Source organism: Gracilibacillus ureilyticus (assembly GCF_900111195.1).
Taxonomy (GTDB): Bacteria; Bacillota; Bacilli; order Bacillales; family Amphibacillaceae; genus Gracilibacillus; species Gracilibacillus ureilyticus.
Map to the genome: position 1 here is coordinate 19,678 of NZ_FOGL01000005.1, position 15,611 is coordinate 35,288.

19 protein-coding genes and 1 tRNA gene are annotated in these 15,611 nt (G+C 36.9%); 13 read left to right on the forward strand and 7 right to left on the reverse strand.

The genetic code is table 11. The annotated features are described in order from the left end of the window. The first annotated feature begins 10 nt into the window (after window positions 1-10). From BMW36_RS06730 to zupT, 3 genes are all read left to right on the forward strand, one after another. Window positions 11-493: a PH domain-containing protein gene (locus BMW36_RS06730; RefSeq protein WP_089740100.1), complete on the forward strand. Its 483-nt coding sequence runs from the start codon at window positions 11-13 to the stop codon at window positions 491-493. Next, window positions 483-1,934, forward strand: a complete 1,452-nt coding sequence (locus BMW36_RS06735) for a PH domain-containing protein (RefSeq protein ID WP_089740101.1) — start codon at window positions 483-485, stop codon at window positions 1,932-1,934. Before BMW36_RS06730 ends, BMW36_RS06735 begins: the two co-directional genes overlap by 11 nt. A gap of 160 nt (window positions 1,935-2,094) precedes the next feature. Then, window positions 2,095-2,910: a zinc transporter ZupT gene (gene zupT, locus BMW36_RS06740; RefSeq protein WP_089740102.1), complete on the forward strand. Its 816-nt coding sequence runs from the start codon at window positions 2,095-2,097 to the stop codon at window positions 2,908-2,910. A 37-nt stretch (window positions 2,911-2,947) separates the two neighbouring features. On the opposite strand, the gene BMW36_RS20170 is transcribed toward zupT, so the two are convergent. Beyond that, window positions 2,948-3,082, reverse strand: a complete 135-nt coding sequence (locus BMW36_RS20170) for a lmo0937 family membrane protein (protein WP_139180296.1) — start codon at window positions 3,080-3,082, stop codon at window positions 2,948-2,950. A 181-nt stretch (window positions 3,083-3,263) separates the two neighbouring features. On the opposite strand from BMW36_RS20170, the gene BMW36_RS06745 reads away from it, so the two are divergent. The 4 genes from BMW36_RS06745 (at window position 3,264) to BMW36_RS06760 (ending at window position 6,833) form a co-directional block, all read left to right on the forward strand. After that, window positions 3,264-3,337 (forward strand) — tRNA-Gly (locus tag BMW36_RS06745). A 116-nt stretch (window positions 3,338-3,453) separates the two neighbouring features. Next, the gene (locus BMW36_RS06750) at window positions 3,454-5,154 is read left to right on the forward strand and encodes an ABC-ATPase domain-containing protein (RefSeq protein WP_089740103.1); all 1,701 of its coding nucleotides are present in this window, start codon (window positions 3,454-3,456) and stop codon (window positions 5,152-5,154) included. A gap of 18 nt (window positions 5,155-5,172) precedes the next feature. Further along, complete coding sequence (gene queG / locus BMW36_RS06755; RefSeq protein ID WP_089740104.1) at window positions 5,173-6,303, forward strand: tRNA epoxyqueuosine(34) reductase QueG; 1,131 nt, start codon at window positions 5,173-5,175, stop codon at window positions 6,301-6,303. A gap of 11 nt (window positions 6,304-6,314) precedes the next feature. Beyond that, window positions 6,315-6,833 carry a methylated-DNA--[protein]-cysteine S-methyltransferase gene (locus tag BMW36_RS06760; RefSeq protein WP_089740105.1) on the forward strand — a complete coding sequence of 173 codons (519 nt, stop codon included), beginning with the start codon at window positions 6,315-6,317 and terminating at the stop codon, window positions 6,831-6,833. A gap of 30 nt (window positions 6,834-6,863) precedes the next feature. Here the strand turns inward: BMW36_RS06760 and BMW36_RS20305 are convergent, their stop codons facing one another. Beyond that, entirely contained in the window at window positions 6,864-7,016 is a 153-nt protein-coding gene (locus tag BMW36_RS20305; RefSeq protein WP_175480374.1) for a hypothetical protein, read from the reverse strand. 148 nt (window positions 7,017-7,164) lie between these two features. Next, window positions 7,165-7,476, reverse strand: coding sequence for a hypothetical protein (locus tag BMW36_RS06765; protein WP_089740106.1), 312 nt, complete (start codon window positions 7,474-7,476; stop codon window positions 7,165-7,167). A gap of 169 nt (window positions 7,477-7,645) precedes the next feature. On the opposite strand from BMW36_RS06765, the gene BMW36_RS06770 reads away from it, so the two are divergent. The 3 genes from BMW36_RS06770 (at window position 7,646) to BMW36_RS06780 (ending at window position 10,440) form a co-directional block, all read left to right on the forward strand. Continuing rightward, on the forward strand, window positions 7,646-8,509 hold the full coding sequence (locus BMW36_RS06770) for an amidase domain-containing protein (RefSeq protein ID WP_245711606.1): 864 nt from the start codon (window positions 7,646-7,648) through the stop codon (window positions 8,507-8,509). Window positions 8,510-8,626: 117 nt separating this feature from the next. Further along, window positions 8,627-9,100: a tRNA (uridine(34)/cytosine(34)/5-carboxymethylaminomethyluridine(34)-2'-O)-methyltransferase TrmL gene (gene trmL / locus BMW36_RS06775; RefSeq protein ID WP_089740108.1), complete on the forward strand. Its 474-nt coding sequence runs from the start codon at window positions 8,627-8,629 to the stop codon at window positions 9,098-9,100. A gap of 257 nt (window positions 9,101-9,357) precedes the next feature. After that, complete coding sequence (locus BMW36_RS06780; RefSeq protein ID WP_089740109.1) at window positions 9,358-10,440, forward strand: Gfo/Idh/MocA family protein; 1,083 nt, start codon at window positions 9,358-9,360, stop codon at window positions 10,438-10,440. 61 nt (window positions 10,441-10,501) lie between these two features. Here the strand turns inward: BMW36_RS06780 and BMW36_RS06785 are convergent, their stop codons facing one another. The 4 genes from BMW36_RS06785 to BMW36_RS06800 form a co-directional block, all read right to left on the reverse strand. After that, window positions 10,502-11,215, reverse strand: a complete 714-nt coding sequence (locus tag BMW36_RS06785; RefSeq protein WP_089740110.1) for a hypothetical protein — start codon at window positions 11,213-11,215, stop codon at window positions 10,502-10,504. After that, complete coding sequence (locus BMW36_RS06790) at window positions 11,193-12,071, reverse strand: ABC transporter ATP-binding protein (RefSeq protein WP_245711607.1); 879 nt, start codon at window positions 12,069-12,071, stop codon at window positions 11,193-11,195. Before BMW36_RS06790 ends, BMW36_RS06785 begins: the two co-directional genes overlap by 23 nt. Beyond that, window positions 12,068-12,430, reverse strand: a complete 363-nt coding sequence (locus BMW36_RS06795) for a GntR family transcriptional regulator (protein WP_089740111.1) — start codon at window positions 12,428-12,430, stop codon at window positions 12,068-12,070. The genes BMW36_RS06790 and BMW36_RS06795 overlap by 4 nt, the downstream gene beginning before the upstream one ends. Before the next feature lie 109 nt (window positions 12,431-12,539). Continuing rightward, entirely contained in the window at window positions 12,540-13,262 is a 723-nt protein-coding gene (locus tag BMW36_RS06800) for a metallophosphoesterase family protein (RefSeq protein ID WP_089740112.1), read from the reverse strand. A 165-nt stretch (window positions 13,263-13,427) separates the two neighbouring features. Between BMW36_RS06800 and BMW36_RS06805 the strand changes: the two genes are divergently transcribed. From BMW36_RS06805 to BMW36_RS06815, 3 genes are all read left to right on the forward strand, one after another. After that, window positions 13,428-13,871: a DUF5392 family protein gene (locus tag BMW36_RS06805; RefSeq protein WP_089740113.1), complete on the forward strand. Its 444-nt coding sequence runs from the start codon at window positions 13,428-13,430 to the stop codon at window positions 13,869-13,871. 176 nt (window positions 13,872-14,047) lie between these two features. Next, window positions 14,048-15,166: a glycosyltransferase gene (locus BMW36_RS06810; protein WP_089740114.1), complete on the forward strand. Its 1,119-nt coding sequence runs from the start codon at window positions 14,048-14,050 to the stop codon at window positions 15,164-15,166. A 101-nt stretch (window positions 15,167-15,267) separates the two neighbouring features. Beyond that, complete coding sequence (locus tag BMW36_RS06815; RefSeq protein WP_089740115.1) at window positions 15,268-15,600, forward strand: helix-turn-helix domain-containing protein; 333 nt, start codon at window positions 15,268-15,270, stop codon at window positions 15,598-15,600. Window positions 15,601-15,611 lie beyond the last annotated feature (11 nt).

The following is a 15,611-nucleotide window of genomic DNA, read 5'->3' on the forward strand; positions in this document are numbered from 1 at the left end:
GGATTATTTTATGCGCGAACAACCATCTGAGAGAATTGCAAAAGATGCAGTAAAAGCATGGCAGTTAACAGCACACTTATATGCAATCATACCGTTGATTTTAGGGATCGCCGGCCTTATTGTATCCAATTATTTTGATTTCATTAATCACTGGATTGGAATAGGGTTGCTGATTTTTTCGGTAGTTGAATGGAGCATTACAGCATTGATTATACCTAAGATACGCTGGAAACGCTGGCGTTATCAAATATATGACCAGGAAATTTATATTCAGCACGGGATAATTATTGTCACGCGAACCGTTGTCCCAATGATCCGTGTGCAACATGTGGACACAGAACAGGGACCAATACTGAAAAAATATGGTCTCTCCACATTGCAAATATCTACTGCGGCAACCAAGCATGAAATTCCAGCCTTGATGGAAGAGGAAGCAGCAGATTTACGTGACCAAATTTCTAAGTTAGCGAGGGTGGAGCAAGATGATGTCTGAGCCAAAACGTTTGCACCCTATTGCGATGATTTTATCTGCTTTTAAAACAATTCGACAATCTATTTTCAGTTTATTACCAATAATTATTCTGGCAGTTGGTAATAGTGCCTGGTTCTATATTATGATGGGTGCGGTAGTATTTATTGTTTTAATCATTCTGATAAGTGTTTTAACGTGGTTAAGATTTACGTACCAATTAGAGGATGACCAGATTAGAATTGAACAAGGTATTTTTATTAGGAAGAAACGGACGATTTCCAAACATCGAATTCAATCGATTGACCTGTCACAAAACATTCTGCACAGACTTCTGGGACTGACAAAGGTTCAGATTGAAACTGCTGGCAGTGATCATAAGATTGATGCCTCACTTCATGCGGTAACGATGGAAGAGGGGAAGCTGGTTCATGACCAGTTAAAATATAAGAGACAATTTGTAACTGAAGAGGATATTACAGATGACCAGGAGCAGGAGCAGACAAATGAGCTTAAATATCCTTCAGAGACCATTTCGCCTAAAGCCCTTTTGCTAGCGGGTTCGACTTCAGGAAGCTTTGGGATCATATTAGGGCTGTTTGGTCTGGCTTTCTCGGAAGTAGAAACATTTATACCCGATCAACTATATAATCAGGCATCAAGCTGGCTTTTTTCCCAGGCATTACAAGTGCTGATTGTATTATCTATAATAACGTTAATTATTCTCTGGGCAATGGGTATAGTGCTAACAGTAATTCAACACTGGAATTTTACCATCACCAGATATGAAAAAGAATTATTCATTACAAGAGGATTGCTGGAGAAGAAGCAATCTACTATACCACTAAAAAGAATTCAGGCAGTTGGAATAAAAGAGTCAATTATTCGACAGCCGCTAGGTCTGGCAACATTATATGTAGAAATTGCCAGCGGAGAGGTTGGTCAAAGTACAGAGACTCATACATTACTTTATCCGTTAATTAGAAAACAAAAGGTAGAAGAGTTTCTAAACAAACTGCTTCCAGAGTATGAATACAAGCAAATAAACTGGACAAATTTGCCAAAGAGAGCTTTACCCTACTATTTATTCAGAATGATGATTTTTCCTTTCCTTGCTCTCATTCCTGTGGCAATATACTTCAGTCAATGGATACTAGCTCCATTAATTGTTACTGTTCTGGCTGGTTTATTAGGGTATTTTCAGTATAAAACGATTGGTTACAAGATTGAAGGGGAAAATCTCTTTATTCAAAATCGATTATTAAGCCGTGATACTGTCTTAGTTAAACATAGAAGATTACAATCTTTTCAGAAAAAGCAGCATATTCTTCATCGGAAACAACAGCTTGCCACATTGGATACGGCAATATTGAACAAATTCGTAGGCCGGCACCTAATTGTGAGAGAGTTGGAACTGGATGATGTTGACAGAATTGCAGACTGGTATTCATACAGGGATAAATAATGAAGAACGCTCATTTTAAAGGTGGGCGTTTTTTTGTGTAAAAAGATTGACGAATTTTTAGATGAAGAGTAAGATGTTTCGTAAGTGAAACTTTTTGCTGAAGTTGCATATATTACTTTAGCTAGTTATTTCACTTTGCAGGGAGAGGTGTATCTGGTATATGACAGAAATAGACAGTATCGTATTAGCATTCAGCTTAACGTTAATGGCAGGGCTTGCAACAGGTGTTGGGAGTTTACTAGCTTTTTTTACATCCACTACGAATACTAAATTTTTATCATGGGCATTAGGGTTTTCTGCTGGTGTGATGATCTATGTATCCATGGTGGAGATATTTATTAAAGCACAGGATGCCTTAATAGATGCAACAGGTGATGTACTTGGTCAATGGTTAACGGTTATCGGTTTTTTTGCTGGTATGTTATTAATTGCCCTTATTGATAAATTTATTCCTTCTCAAGGTAATCCTCATAATATAAAAAAGGTGGAGGATATGAATAATAAAAAGTCGGCGAATGGAGATGCAGCATTGCTTAAGATGGGGACATTTACCGCTTTGGCTATTGCTATTCATAATTTTCCGGAGGGTATAGCAACATTTACTGCCGCACTTCAGGATCCGGCGCTGGGACTCGCGATTGCAGTAGCTATTGCGATTCATAATATACCTGAAGGGATTGCAGTTTCTGTTCCCATTTATTACTCAACAGGTGATAAGAAAAAGGCATTTAAACTTTCCTTTTTATCAGGTTTAGCTGAGCCTGTCGGTGCGTTAATTGCTTTTCTATTCTTAATGCCATTTTTAACTGATATGATGTTTGGTATTATTTTTGCGGCTGTTGCAGGAATAATGGTGTTTATTTCACTCGATGAGCTTTTGCCAGCAGCGAAAAAGTATGACGAGGCGCATACTTCCATTTATGGACTAATAACAGGGATGGCAGTAATGGCACTTAGTTTATTATTATTTATATAAATTCACATAAAAAAAGCGGGCAAATTTCGCCGCTTTTTTATCTTTTTATCATTTTGTAAATAAAGACGATTAGAGCTATCACCAATAGAATGTGAATAATTCCACCAGCAAAATCTAATAAGAACCCAATAATCCAAATTAATAGTAAAATACCGATAATTGTCCAAATCATATATTTCGCTCCCATTCATAAGTATTTGTTTGTATGATACCCGTAATGAATATTACTAAACTTTTTTGAAAAATTACTTGCATTAATGATTTGTCATTGTTATAATTTAAAACGTGGTTTTGTTAAGGAATTGTAAAACATTGCTGAATATTTAGTAAAGTTGTAGTTTTATAAAATAAATGCGGGTGTAGTTTAGTGGTAAAACCTCAGCCTTCCAAGCTGATGTCGAGGGTTCGATTCCCTTCACCCGCTCCATACATAGGTGTGAACGTAGTGTTTCGTTTTTAATGAAGCATTACGTTTTTTATTTGCCTCTAATGCTTTAGTAAATGTATTCTATAAGAAGATATTTATAATGAGGAGTTTTAATTGTGAATACGTTACAAAATCACCTAAAGAGAATTGATGGGAAAGGCTATAAAGCATACAAGTCTATTCAGGGAAATTATAAGTTCTCGAAGTATCAATTGTATATAGATTATGTACAGGGGGATCCTTTTGCCTCTCCGTCCCGAATACGGATTGTTATACCTGAAGCTGTTCGGCCGATTCGGAAGGAATGGAGAGAAAATAAACATAGAAAAATCTATGTAGCTGATCGTATTGCCAGATCTGTAGCAGTGGCGATTCAAAAACAATCTTCTCAGGCAAAAGGATCTGGTAAGAGCGGATTAATTTATATTGATAGACCTGGACAGGAAATTCTGGAAAGAACTGCTGTAATGATTGGCAGTAATGAAATAACTATTTGCTTTTCTATCGGATTACCCGCTAATGGCCGCAGAATAAATGGTCAAGAGGCCGAAAGAGTATTTTTTAAGCATTTACCGTCCATTTTAAGTGTTTCGATTTTTAGTTTATCTGAGGAAGAATTAACCGAAAGTGCTCATTTAGCTGACCAGCATAAAGAAATACGTAAACAGATGAAAAGGAATGGATGGATTGCATTTATTGCAGATGGTTCTATATTACCTAGACAGAGCGGAATAAGTAACAAGCCATTAAATAGTGCTGTCCCTTTTAAAAGCCCTGAAGAAAATAGGGTGGAAATGGCCATTCCTCACAGAAATAAACCATTAACAGGGATGGCAGTGAAGCAAGGTATTAATTTGATTGTTGGCGGGGGCTATCATGGAAAGAGTACGTTGTTACAAGCTATTGAAAGAGGCGTTTATCACCATATCAGGGGTGATGGCAGGGAGTATGTCTTAACTGATGAAAATGCGGTTAAGATAAGAGCAGAGGATGGCAGACAAATTAATGCTGTAAATATATCCATGTTTATCAATAACCTACCTCACGGACAAGATACAAAAAAATTTACAACAGAGAATGCTAGCGGCAGCACCTCCCAAGCGGCAAATGTGGTGGAAGCTTTGGAAGCAGGGGCATCGGCATTGCTAATAGATGAAGATACAAGCGCAACCAATTTCATGATTCGGGATGCTCGTATGAATGCACTTATCAATCGATCTAAAGAACCTATTACTCCTTTTATTGATAAGATTAAACAATTGTACGTCGACAGGAACATATCTACCATTCTGGTGATGGGCGGATCTGGGGACTATTTTGACGTTAGTAATGATGTAATAATGATGGATCAGTACCAACCATATAACGTGACAGCTGAAACGCAATCTATTGTCAGGAATTATCCGCTAAATCGATCCTTTGAAACGGTTAATAATCCACTGTCATTGGCCCAAAGAGTGTTCCTGCGAGACAGTTTAGCAGTTTATAAAGGCAAGAAAAAGAAAGTACAGGCACGTGGATTGTCACAAATTATCATGGGTAAAACTACTGTAGATTTAAGCTATGTAGAACAATTAATAGATAATTCACAAACTAATATGATTGCTGAGATTATCAGTTATCTGGAAAAAAAGAAGATCCTTGATAAGGAAAGGACTTTAGCGGAATTACTCGATTATCTGGAATCCTTAATGGATGAGAAGGGAATACAGATATTTGGACCATTTCCAAATCAGCACCCAGGTGACTTAGCAAGACCGAGAAGATTTGAAATAGCAGCATGTCTTAATCGGATGAGGGGAGCGAGACTGAAATAATACTGGGAGGTGAGTGTAATGGCTTATGAAAAGCTGAAAGAAGAGATAATCACATATAGTAAAGAGATTGGTATTGATAAAATAGGCTTTGCCAGTGCGGCACCTTTTTCCCAGTTTAAGGCAAGGCTGGAAGAACAACAGGAATTAGGATACGCGTCAGGGTTCGAAAAAGGAACGATTGAGGAAAGGACTGAACCATCTCTGCTGTTGTCAGGTGCTGAATCGATCATTGCTATTGCACTCGCATATCCTACCAGAATGAAGAACAGCCCGAAAAGTGTTAAAGGGGACAGAAGGGGAATGTTTTGCCGTGCATCATGGGGTACAGATTACCATATAGTACTGAATGAAAAATTGGAAAAGCTTTCCGAGTTTATTAAGGACAGGGTGGAAGGTTTCACATGCCGATCTATGGTGGATACAGGAGAATTATCTGACAGAGCTGTTGCCGAGCGAGCAGGGATAGGTTTTAGTGGTAAAAATACTTTAATGATTGCACCTGAATTAGGCTCCTATATCTATTTAGGAGAAATGATAACGAACATCCCATTCCCGCCTGATCAACCGTTAGATGATGGTTGTGGTGACTGTACAAAATGTTTAGATGCATGTCCGACAGGGGCGCTGGTAGAACCGGGGAGATTAAATGCCCAGCAATGTCTTGCTTTCTTAACACAGACAAAAGGATTTATGCCTGATGAACACAGGGATAAATTAGGTAATCTAATATATGGATTTGAAACGTGCCAAGTTGTCTGTCCATATAACAGAGGGATAGATTTACATTTTCATGAGGAATTCGAGCCGGATCCGGAATTGGTGAAACCAAGACTTGTTGATTTACTTAATATATCTAATCGTGAATTTAAAGAGAAATTTGGAAAAATGGCAGGTTCATGGCGTGGAAAGAAGCCAATACAACGAAATGCCATTCTTGCACTTGCGCATTATAAGGAAACAAGTGCAATGGAAGATTTAATTCGGTTAATGGAGGAAGATCCGCGGCCTGTTATACGGGGAACAGCAGCATGGGCAATAGGTAAGATTGGTGAAGAAGACGGCTTCAAAAAGATCGAAGCAGCAATGGCATTAGAAGAAAGCGATGAAGTAATCGAAGAGATGAAAAAAGGACTTGCTTTTCGAAAATAAGGGGTGCAGAAATGAACGAGCTTTTTTATACAGAAATGGATTCACCCATTGGGAAGTTAACTCTTGTGGGCAGTGAGGATACGATATTTTCTTTAAATTACGGGAGTTATACCGCAAATAAAGAGTATTTGTTAAAATGGTGCATTCAACATCAGTTTTCGCCTGTCATTCATTATGACCGGAATATATTAAAAGAAGTACAAATACAATTAACAGAATACTTTCAAGGTTTAAGGAGCCAATTTTCTATTAAATATAAGCTGTTTGGCACAGAGTTTCAAAAAAAAGTGTGGAATGCGCTAACCCAGGTACCGTATGGAGAAACATATTCATATAAACAGATCGCTGAAACCATAGGTTCCCCTAAAGCAGTGAGAGCAGTGGGAGGTGCCAATAATAAAAATCCTCTATCCATCGTTATTCCTTGTCACCGGGTGATCGGAATAGACGGAAAACTTGTAGGATACGGAGGCGGCTTAGAAAAGAAAACATATTTATTGGATCTGGAGAAAGGAAAGGGGCAGGTATAAATTAAACCCTCCCCTTTTATGTTTAATTTATTACTCAGTTCCTTCTTCTTCATTTGTTTCCGTCTGTTCTTCTGCTTGATCTTCAGTTGGCTCTTCCGTGTCACCATTATCTCCAGAACATGCAGTTAGAACACCTGCAGAAAAAATTGCTGCGAAAAAGATAGATAACCATTTTTTCTTCATTTTTCTATCCCCCCCTTCTATCAATCTATAATACCCGAAAATAATTAAAAAAATATGCGATTAACCGTTTTTTAACAATTTTAACCTTTTATTTACAATTTGAATTCATAAAAAAAGAGTAAGCATAGTTGCCTACTCTTTATTTCAATTAGTCTTCTTCCGTGTCACCAATTGTTGCATCTTCTTCGTCGGTTACAGCACCATCAGTTGCGCCGTCTTCTTCCATCTCCACACTGTTACCTTCTTCTAAAGCAGGATCTTCTTCTGCAGGTGCTTCTTCACCAACAGCCGGATCTTCCTCTCCAACAGCCGGATCTTCTGCTGGCATATCCTCATCTACAGCAGGTGCAGGTGTTTCTTCTTCCACCGGTTCTTCCTCAGCATCTCCACAAGCGGATAACAGTCCAAGTGATAAAACAGATACTCCAAACATACTTATTAATTTTTTACTTAATTTCATTATAATTTCCTCCTTTAATTTTAACTCATAATACTTCTACCCAGATCAAAAACTACATAATCATAAAAAAAGCGATTTTAATCTTTCTATAATTATTTAGTAAACTCCGTGTAATATTTATACACTTTTCCTACTTATCAATAGAAGTGGGATGAAAGGAGAGGTCTTGTTGAATGAGATAGTTATATTAGAAAAACACTGGAAGGAAAAGTTTAAAAACGAATGGACTAATCCTCTTAAAGGTAAAATAAAGGTGCATAACAAACACAGGAAAAAAATTAAATGGACCGAAGTGAAAGGGATCAAACAGTCAGAGATACGCAATGAGAACAAATATGAAATTTTCTACTCCCTATCAGTAAAGTGCATGATTAAAGATGCCCATTCCTATTACCATGAGGAGGAATCGCAGGAAAGGTGTGCAACATTTATTGATGGTAAGTTGATTCAAGACGAGTTGCTCCCTCGTGAGGAAAAAGAAAACCACCATGAGGAAAATAGTGAGTATAGTGATCAACAAGCAGTGTCAGAAGAAGTGAACATGCGACTTTATTATGACAGAAGAGCTGCTGTTCAGTATGCTGAACGATGGTGGAATGATGCGAATCCAAATTACCGTTATTTTGAAGTCAACGATTGTACAAACTACATTTCACAATGTTTGAGAGCTGGTGGGATTCCGATGACGGGCGCTCCTGATCGATCGATAGGATGGTGGTATAGTGGAAACAGCTGGAGTTACAGCTGGTCTGTTGCCCATTCCTTTCGCTGGTACTTGAGCAGCAGTGGAAATATCTTTCAAGCTAAATTGGTTGATAAACCGGAGGAGCTGCTTTTTGGTGACGTTATCTGTTATGATTTTCAAGGTGATGGCAGATGGGATCATAATACCATTGTTGTCGCAAAGGATAGTGAAAATATGCCATTAGTCAACGCACATACAAATAATAGCAGGCATCGTTACTGGACATACGAAGATTCCGCCGCATGGACCCCTGATTGTCAGTATAAGTTTTTTCGAATAGGGGGATAGCATATCTCCCAAGAAGCCCCCACTTCAAGCAACCCGTAAGGGTGGTAAGTGGTGGGAGTAGTTCACAATTATATATGGTATAATGACTAAGGCAATTAATTATTAGAGGTGAATAAATTGGCAGTACATGTAGTTTTATATCAACCAGAAATTCCGGCAAATACAGGGAATATTGCAAGGACTTGCCTTGCAACAAATGTTCATTTACATTTAATCAGACCACTGGGCTTTTCAACTGACGATAAAATGCTGAGACGTGCAGGTCTTGATTATTGGCATGATGTGAAAATTAATTATTATGATTCATTGGATGAACTCTACAATGCTTACCCCAAAGCGGAATTTTATTATATTGAAAACTTTGGTGGTAAATATTATTCAGACTATGATTTTAGTAACAGCGATAAAGATTTATTTTTTGTTTTTGGACGAGAAACTAACGGTATCCCTAAAGAGCTATTGGCAGGAAAAGAAGACCAGTGTTTACGGATCCACATGACAGATAAAGTACGCTCACTTAACTTATCTAATACTGCCGCAATCATCATATATGATGTAATGAAACAACAAGGTTTCCCTGGACTAAAGTAGCCACAGTACCTGTTACTGTGGTTTTTTACAGGTGTTTTTCTTTCTTCGAAAAAACACTCTCAGTCAAAAATGAATGAAAATCCAACATTTTTAGCTATTTAATTATCTTAACGAGTGCTATAGAATGAAAGGTACAGTAGAAGAAGTGGAAAAAAAATTATATTTTCCATCATGGATCCGTCTGGGCAAATGTGTTTTAAAAATGAATGAAAACACTTACAATGAAAATTATACATACGTAAAGGAGATGTTTAAATATGGGTAGTGCAGATGGAATGAATTATGCTCCAAAGGGGAAACCAAATCCGGTTGTTAAGCCAGGAGAATTTGTTTTTGCTGCGGTTGCATTGGATCATGGTCATATTTACGGTCAATGTAATGGTCTGATAGAGGCTGGGGCCACATTAAAATGGGTATATGATTCCGATCAGGAAAAGGTGAAAAATTTTCTGGAAAAGTTTCCACAAGCAAAACAAGCAGATTCCATTGACCAAATCCTGTCAGATAATGAAGTGAAATTAGTGGCTGCTGCTGCGATACCTTCTGAAAGAAGTGCACTGGGGAATCGTGTGATGAAGGCAGGGAAAGATTATTTCACTGATAAAACCCCTTTTACCACTTTAGCTCAATTGGAGGAAACAAAAAAAATCGCTGCGGAAACCGGCAAAAAGTATATGGTTTATTATAGTGAAAGAATTCATGTAGAAAGTGCTGTTTTTGCTGGACAGCTTGTCAAGGAAGGGGCAATTGGCAAGGTCATTCAGGTCACAGGTTTTGGTCCTCACAGATTAAACGCTCCCAGCAGGCCTGAATGGTTTTTTGAAAAGGAGAAATATGGCGGGATTCTGTGTGATATAGGGAGTCATCAAATTGAACAATTTCTATTCTATGCAGGTTGTAAGGATGCAGAAATATTACATAGTAAAATAGGAAACTATGATCATCCTCAATATCCTGAGCTGGATGATTATGGTGATGCGACATTAAGAGGAGATAATGGTGCTACTCAGTTCTTCCGTGTGGACTGGTTTACCTCAGACGGTTTAAGTACGTGGGGTGATGGAAGAACATTTATTGTCGGGACGGAGGGGACCATTGAAGTTCGAAAGTATGTCGAATTGGCGAGAGGAACCGGAGGTAATCAAGTATACCTGGTTAATAAAGATGGAGAACAGCATTTTGATGTAAACGGAAAAGTGGGCTATCCCTTCTTTGGGGAGTTGATTAAAGATTGCATGAATCGAACAGAGAATGCAATGACACAGGAACATACATTTAAAGCTGCAGAGTTATGCTTATTAGCACAAAAGCAAGCGATTGATGTGACAAAAGATATTTAAGGATGTATATACAGGGAAAGCCTGAAGCTTTATTGATGCTCCAGGCTTATTTCTATTATTTCTATTTGTTAGAAAGTTTATCAACAATACTTGCATTTCTTGTAATGAGCCATATGCCAACTGCTAAAATACTAAAAGGCAACAGGAATGCGAAAGCTGTATACTGATCTGTCGTAATAATTAAATAGCTTAGCAAATCAGTGAGATCCTCAGCATATGACCTGATAAATAATGGCATAGCAATAACAAGGATGAATATAGCGCTGACCTTATAACCAAAACGGAAAAATAAACTTGAAATAATAAATCCTACTAGAAACAGTAATATATATAACATTCCTTCATAGATCATTGTATCCAATTTACCAACAGAACTTTGAAAACTTGTATCAAGACCATAAAATTGAAAGTTTGTTATATTTAAAACCTTGCCGAACCGGTGAATCAGGACTATTAAGAGGTTACTGATAACAGTCATCACAACAGCATACAAGATAACGTAAACAAGCATGGAAAATATATAGCTTAATCTTGTTGTACCATATTTAATGATTGATGGGAAAGTTTCCTTGAAGAGCAATAAGGCAAAGACTGTCGTAAAGATCATACTGGGAATTGTATTAAACCCGATAAATTCTATATCGGATGACTGAAAGGAGAACGCCATTATGAACATTAAAGCAATAAACCCTGTATAGATTCCCCAAAAAATAAGGATGGTAGACCATGATGACTTTAAGAGATAGTACATATTAAATTTGATTTGTTGTACCATTTTTATTCACCTCTTCTTTTGTTAAATAAACAAATAGTTCCTGCAAACTAGCTTTACTTACCTTAAGGTTTCCTGAATCTGTTATATCCTCATTGTATAGAACAACGGTCTTTTGCCCCATAATTGATGATGAGTGGATAATGTTTCTTCCTGATGTAAGCTGATCAACTTCCTCTTTGGAACCTGTCAGGATTAGGTGTTTGCGCTCAAAATTATCTGCGGTATCATGCAGCATTAATTTCCCCTCATGCAAGATAGCAACTTCTTCAAAAAGCCTGCTTACCTCATCTATCAGGTGTGTGGATAAGATGATCATCCTCGGATTGTTCTGGTATGTTTCTAATAATAGATCATAAAAGGTTGATCGAAAGGAAGCATCTAACCCTATATAAGGTTCATCGAAAATGGTTAACGAAGCATTACTGGCTAATCCTACGATAATCCCAAGTGCAGAATACATACCTTTCGAAAGTGTTTTCGCTTTTTGATTTATATTAAGACGAAACACATTCACTAAGTGGTTCGCATATTCGTTATCCCAATTAGGATAAAAGTTGGCGGAAATATTTAAAATATCCTTCACCCTGAATTTTTCGTGAAAATTGTTGCTTTCCATAATTAAACAAACTTCTCTCAATACAGGGTAATTATTAAATGGGCTCTTATTATCTATTGTTAACTGCCCGCTGGAATTAGAGAAATGCCCTGCTAGTAATCGCATGAGAGTAGTTTTACCCGCTCCGTTTTTGCCCAGCAATCCAATAATCTTATTGCCTTCCAGTGTTATTGTTAAATCGTCTAATGCAACTTCTTTCTGGTACTGCTTTCTAACATTTACCGCTTTAATCTCCATCATTTATTCTCTCCGATCCATGAAATTAATTGGTCTTTATTTATTCCGATTCGCTCAGCCTCTTTTAACATTGGCTTTACATATTGATCAAAAAAGTGGGATTTTCTTTTTTTTAAGATAATGTTTTTTGCATTTTCAGTAACAAACATTCCGACACCTCTCTTTTTGTAGATTATTTCCTGATCGACAAGTAAATTTATCCCTTTTGCAGCTGTAGCCGGATTAATTTGATAATGCTTGGCGAATTCATTGGTGGAAGGAATCTTGTCGTTTGCTTTCATTTCACCTTCGGCAATATTTGTTTCAATTAATTCAGCTATCTGCTGGAATATTGGTTGATCTTCATTTAATCTCTCAGACAATTTTAGTTCACCACCTAACTGGTTAGTTACTCATGTAATTAACTATATAACATAGAGAATGGTATTGCAAGCCTTTTTCAAAAAAAAAACAACGTATGTAACGTTGCTTTTACTGATTTCTACCAGTTCGAATGATCTGTTGCATCATTTCCTTATTCGGGTAGCGATTATCTTCATATTGTTTACAAACCTTTTCGATATCGTATGGTACCCTTATATGGTTTGTGGATAGTGAACCATTTTTTAATTCGATGATTACATATGAAGCGTGGTTTATTCCATCAAAAGGTAAACCAACACTGCCTGTATTGATAATTGTTTTGCCATCAATCACTCTTTTGTATGCTGTATGGATATGTCCATATAAATAAATATCAGCCTTCCTGCTTAAAGTTAATTTATTTAACAATTCTTCATCTGATTGTTCTGGTAAAACAATGTTAAATAAGCTGTCAGGCGTTGCATGATATGCGTGAATATTTATATTTTCATAAGTTAGGGAAAATTCTGACGGCAACTGTTCTAAGTAAACAATATCATTATCGTCTAGCTTTTCACGGGTCCATGCTTGTTCTTTGTTCATTAAGGAAAGAGCGCTGTCTGGTACTTCCCCTTCATTTACTCCTCTGATGACCCATTCATCCGCATTTCCTTTCAAAACTTTTGCGTGTAATGAGCGAATCAAATCTAGTGATTGCTTCGGTTCAGGTCCCCTGTAACACAAGTCTCCTAATACAACAATATCATCAATAAGGCGACTTTTTATATCTTCCAGTACTGCTTCCAGTGCGACGCTGTTCCCATGAATATCTGAAATAAATGCAAGTTTCATTTTCTTCACCTCTTCTTTTATCATAAGCTATCGGTCTGTAAATATTCAAGTAATGCATAGGTTTTGACGGAACCAACAGGATAACTTTATAATAGTAATAGATAGTAATTATCTAATCTAATGTTACTAAAGTGGGTAATTTGTGAAAGAACAAGGAGGTATACTATGTTTTCCTTTATGGCAACTGAAATACCAACATTTATTAAGACAGAGTTAGAAAACCTTTTTGCAAAGATTGGCCCATTAATGAAGAAAAATACAAAATACATGATGTTTGCGACACCGTTAATTGCAATTTCCTTTTTTAACTTAATATTTTTCTTGTTTTTTGGCGGCTTTCAAAATGGTATGCTGGCAGCATTACTGATATATGCTCTAATGGCATCTGTTGGTCTGGCATTATATAAAGAAAGTAAACGGATAAAGAAACAAATAAGAGAGCTTGAGATGGAACATATAGTCAACAGAATTGAGAAAAGTGTCGTCATTAATGAATATAAAAAGAAAGATTATATCACCCTTATTAAGAGCCAGCCGAGAATGGGAATTCAAACTTTTATGAATTTCTTAACGGAAGAAAATGAGAGGAAACGGATGAGTCAGGAGTAAACCCACAAGGAAACTAGTGGGTTTTTTTTGGCGTGAAAAATTAGGACTACTGGTTTTAAACTTATATCAAAATAAGTAGAAATATGTTGACAGTCATACACAATCATGAGAGTATAATACTGTATTTATGTTCTTTATATAGAATATAACGTTCTTTATATTAAAGGGGGATTAATATGGAAAGTGCATTAAGAATCTTACATATTGTAGATTGTATGAATCACAGTGGTATTCCAACACTACTTATGAATATGTATCGGAATATTGATCGAAAAAAGATACAATTCGATTTTTTAACAACAAAAGAAGGAGCATTTGACGAAGAAATTAAGAATATGGGGGGGCATCTCTACTATATTCCATCATTGGATAAGAGTGGATACTTCATGTACAAGCGTTCGTTAAAAAGTTTTTTCAAACGTCATGCGTCCTATATCATTGTGCATAGTCATATTGATCAATTAAGTGCCATTGCGCTTAGAGAAGCAAGAAGAGTGCGCATACCTGTTAGAATTGCTCATAGCTATAATACAGCAATAGAGGGAAGTATTATAACAAAACTGTGGAAGTCAGTAATTGGACTATTTGTGCCTGTTCATGCTACTGATTACTTTGCATGCTCAACTGAATCTGCCGATTGGTTATTCAAGTGGAAAGCAAAACAGGCGGAATTCTTTCAGCATGCCCTTGATCTGGAGAAGTTCCTGTACTCTGCTTCTACGAGAAAAGTGTATCGGGATAAACTTGGATTAACGGAGGACCATTTTCTTATAGGGCATGTTGGAGGATATACCGCTCAAAAAAATCATACCTTTTTATTGGATTGCTTCAGAGCATTAAGAAGAAAAATTCCTCAAGCAAAATTAGCCCTGATAGGGGATGGACCTTTAAAGAAACAGATTGAAGAAAAGATTATTCAATACAGACTGCAGGAACATATATTGATACTCGGTGAGAAAGAAGATGTTGAAAACTGGATGCAATCATTTGATTTGTATATTTTCCCATCACTACATGAAGGCTTTCCTGTTAGTGTACTTGAAGCCCAATGTGCAGGATTGCCGGTATTAGTTTCTGATACGATTACGAAAGAAATCCATTTAGGATCAGGGCAAGTCCATTTCCTGCCACTGGAGGATAAGAAGGTATGGGTCGTGGAGATGGAGAGGTTATACGAACTGAAGCCAAGGATACCGATTGAAAGAGCGGGATTATTAAAAGAAGGATTCAATGTTAATGAAATTGCAAAGCAAACAGAAGAGAAATACTGCTATCTGAGAGATGAAGGGATTTAGTTACATTTATCATTACCCTAAATGTCTGGAATATCCCGTTGATCGAAAGTCTTATTTTTAACCGGGTGGAAAGAAAAAATATTGATTTGAGGTATTAACGAATGATAGGTACGAATATTAGTAGAATGAGAAAGCAAAAAGGGCTCACCCTATCAGAACTTGCGGAGAAATCTAAAATTTCAAAGTCTTATCTAAGTAATTTGGAAAGGAATCTAAATGACAATCCATCAATACAAGTGGTAGAAAAACTTGCAGAGGTTTTAAATGTCGATTTGGCTGCTTTACTGCAAAGTGACGGAGATATATTAGTTAGTGACAAAGAGTGGCTGGACTTTGTTAATGAATTAAAGGCATTAGGACTGGAAAGATATAGTCTTGAAGAATATAAGATTATATTTGAATTTATCCGTTGGAAAACAGATGAAAATAAGTAACTAAAGGGTGG

Coding starts and splice junctions, on each gene's coding strand:
- BMW36_RS06805 (WP_089740113.1), top strand. CDS start 13,428: ATGTTTTCCTTTATGGCAACTGAAATACCAACATTTATTAAGACAGAG.
- BMW36_RS06810 (WP_089740114.1), top strand. CDS start 14,048: ATGGAAAGTGCATTAAGAATCTTACATATTGTAGATTGTATGAATCAC.
- BMW36_RS06765 (WP_089740106.1), bottom strand. CDS start 7,476: ATGAAATTAAGTAAAAAATTAATAAGTATGTTTGGAGTATCTGTTTTA.
- queG (WP_089740104.1), top strand. CDS start 5,173: ATGGCTTATGAAAAGCTGAAAGAAGAGATAATCACATATAGTAAAGAG.
- BMW36_RS06800 (WP_089740112.1), bottom strand. CDS start 13,262: ATGAAACTTGCATTTATTTCAGATATTCATGGGAACAGCGTCGCACTG.
- BMW36_RS06760 (WP_089740105.1), top strand. CDS start 6,315: ATGAACGAGCTTTTTTATACAGAAATGGATTCACCCATTGGGAAGTTA.
- zupT (WP_089740102.1), top strand. CDS start 2,095: ATGACAGAAATAGACAGTATCGTATTAGCATTCAGCTTAACGTTAATG.
- BMW36_RS20305 (WP_175480374.1), bottom strand. CDS start 7,016: ATGAAGAAAAAATGGTTATCTATCTTTTTCGCAGCAATTTTTTCTGCA.
- BMW36_RS06785 (WP_089740110.1), bottom strand. CDS start 11,215: ATGGTACAACAAATCAAATTTAATATGTACTATCTCTTAAAGTCATCA.
- BMW36_RS06815 (WP_089740115.1), top strand. CDS start 15,268: ATGATAGGTACGAATATTAGTAGAATGAGAAAGCAAAAAGGGCTCACC.
- BMW36_RS06790 (WP_245711607.1), bottom strand. CDS start 12,071: ATGATGGAGATTAAAGCGGTAAATGTTAGAAAGCAGTACCAGAAAGAA.
- BMW36_RS06735 (WP_089740101.1), top strand. CDS start 483: ATGATGTCTGAGCCAAAACGTTTGCACCCTATTGCGATGATTTTATCT.
- BMW36_RS06780 (WP_089740109.1), top strand. CDS start 9,358: ATGGGTAGTGCAGATGGAATGAATTATGCTCCAAAGGGGAAACCAAAT.
- BMW36_RS06730 (WP_089740100.1), top strand. CDS start 11: ATGCGCGAACAACCATCTGAGAGAATTGCAAAAGATGCAGTAAAAGCA.
- BMW36_RS20170 (WP_139180296.1), bottom strand. CDS start 3,082: ATGATTTGGACAATTATCGGTATTTTACTATTAATTTGGATTATTGGG.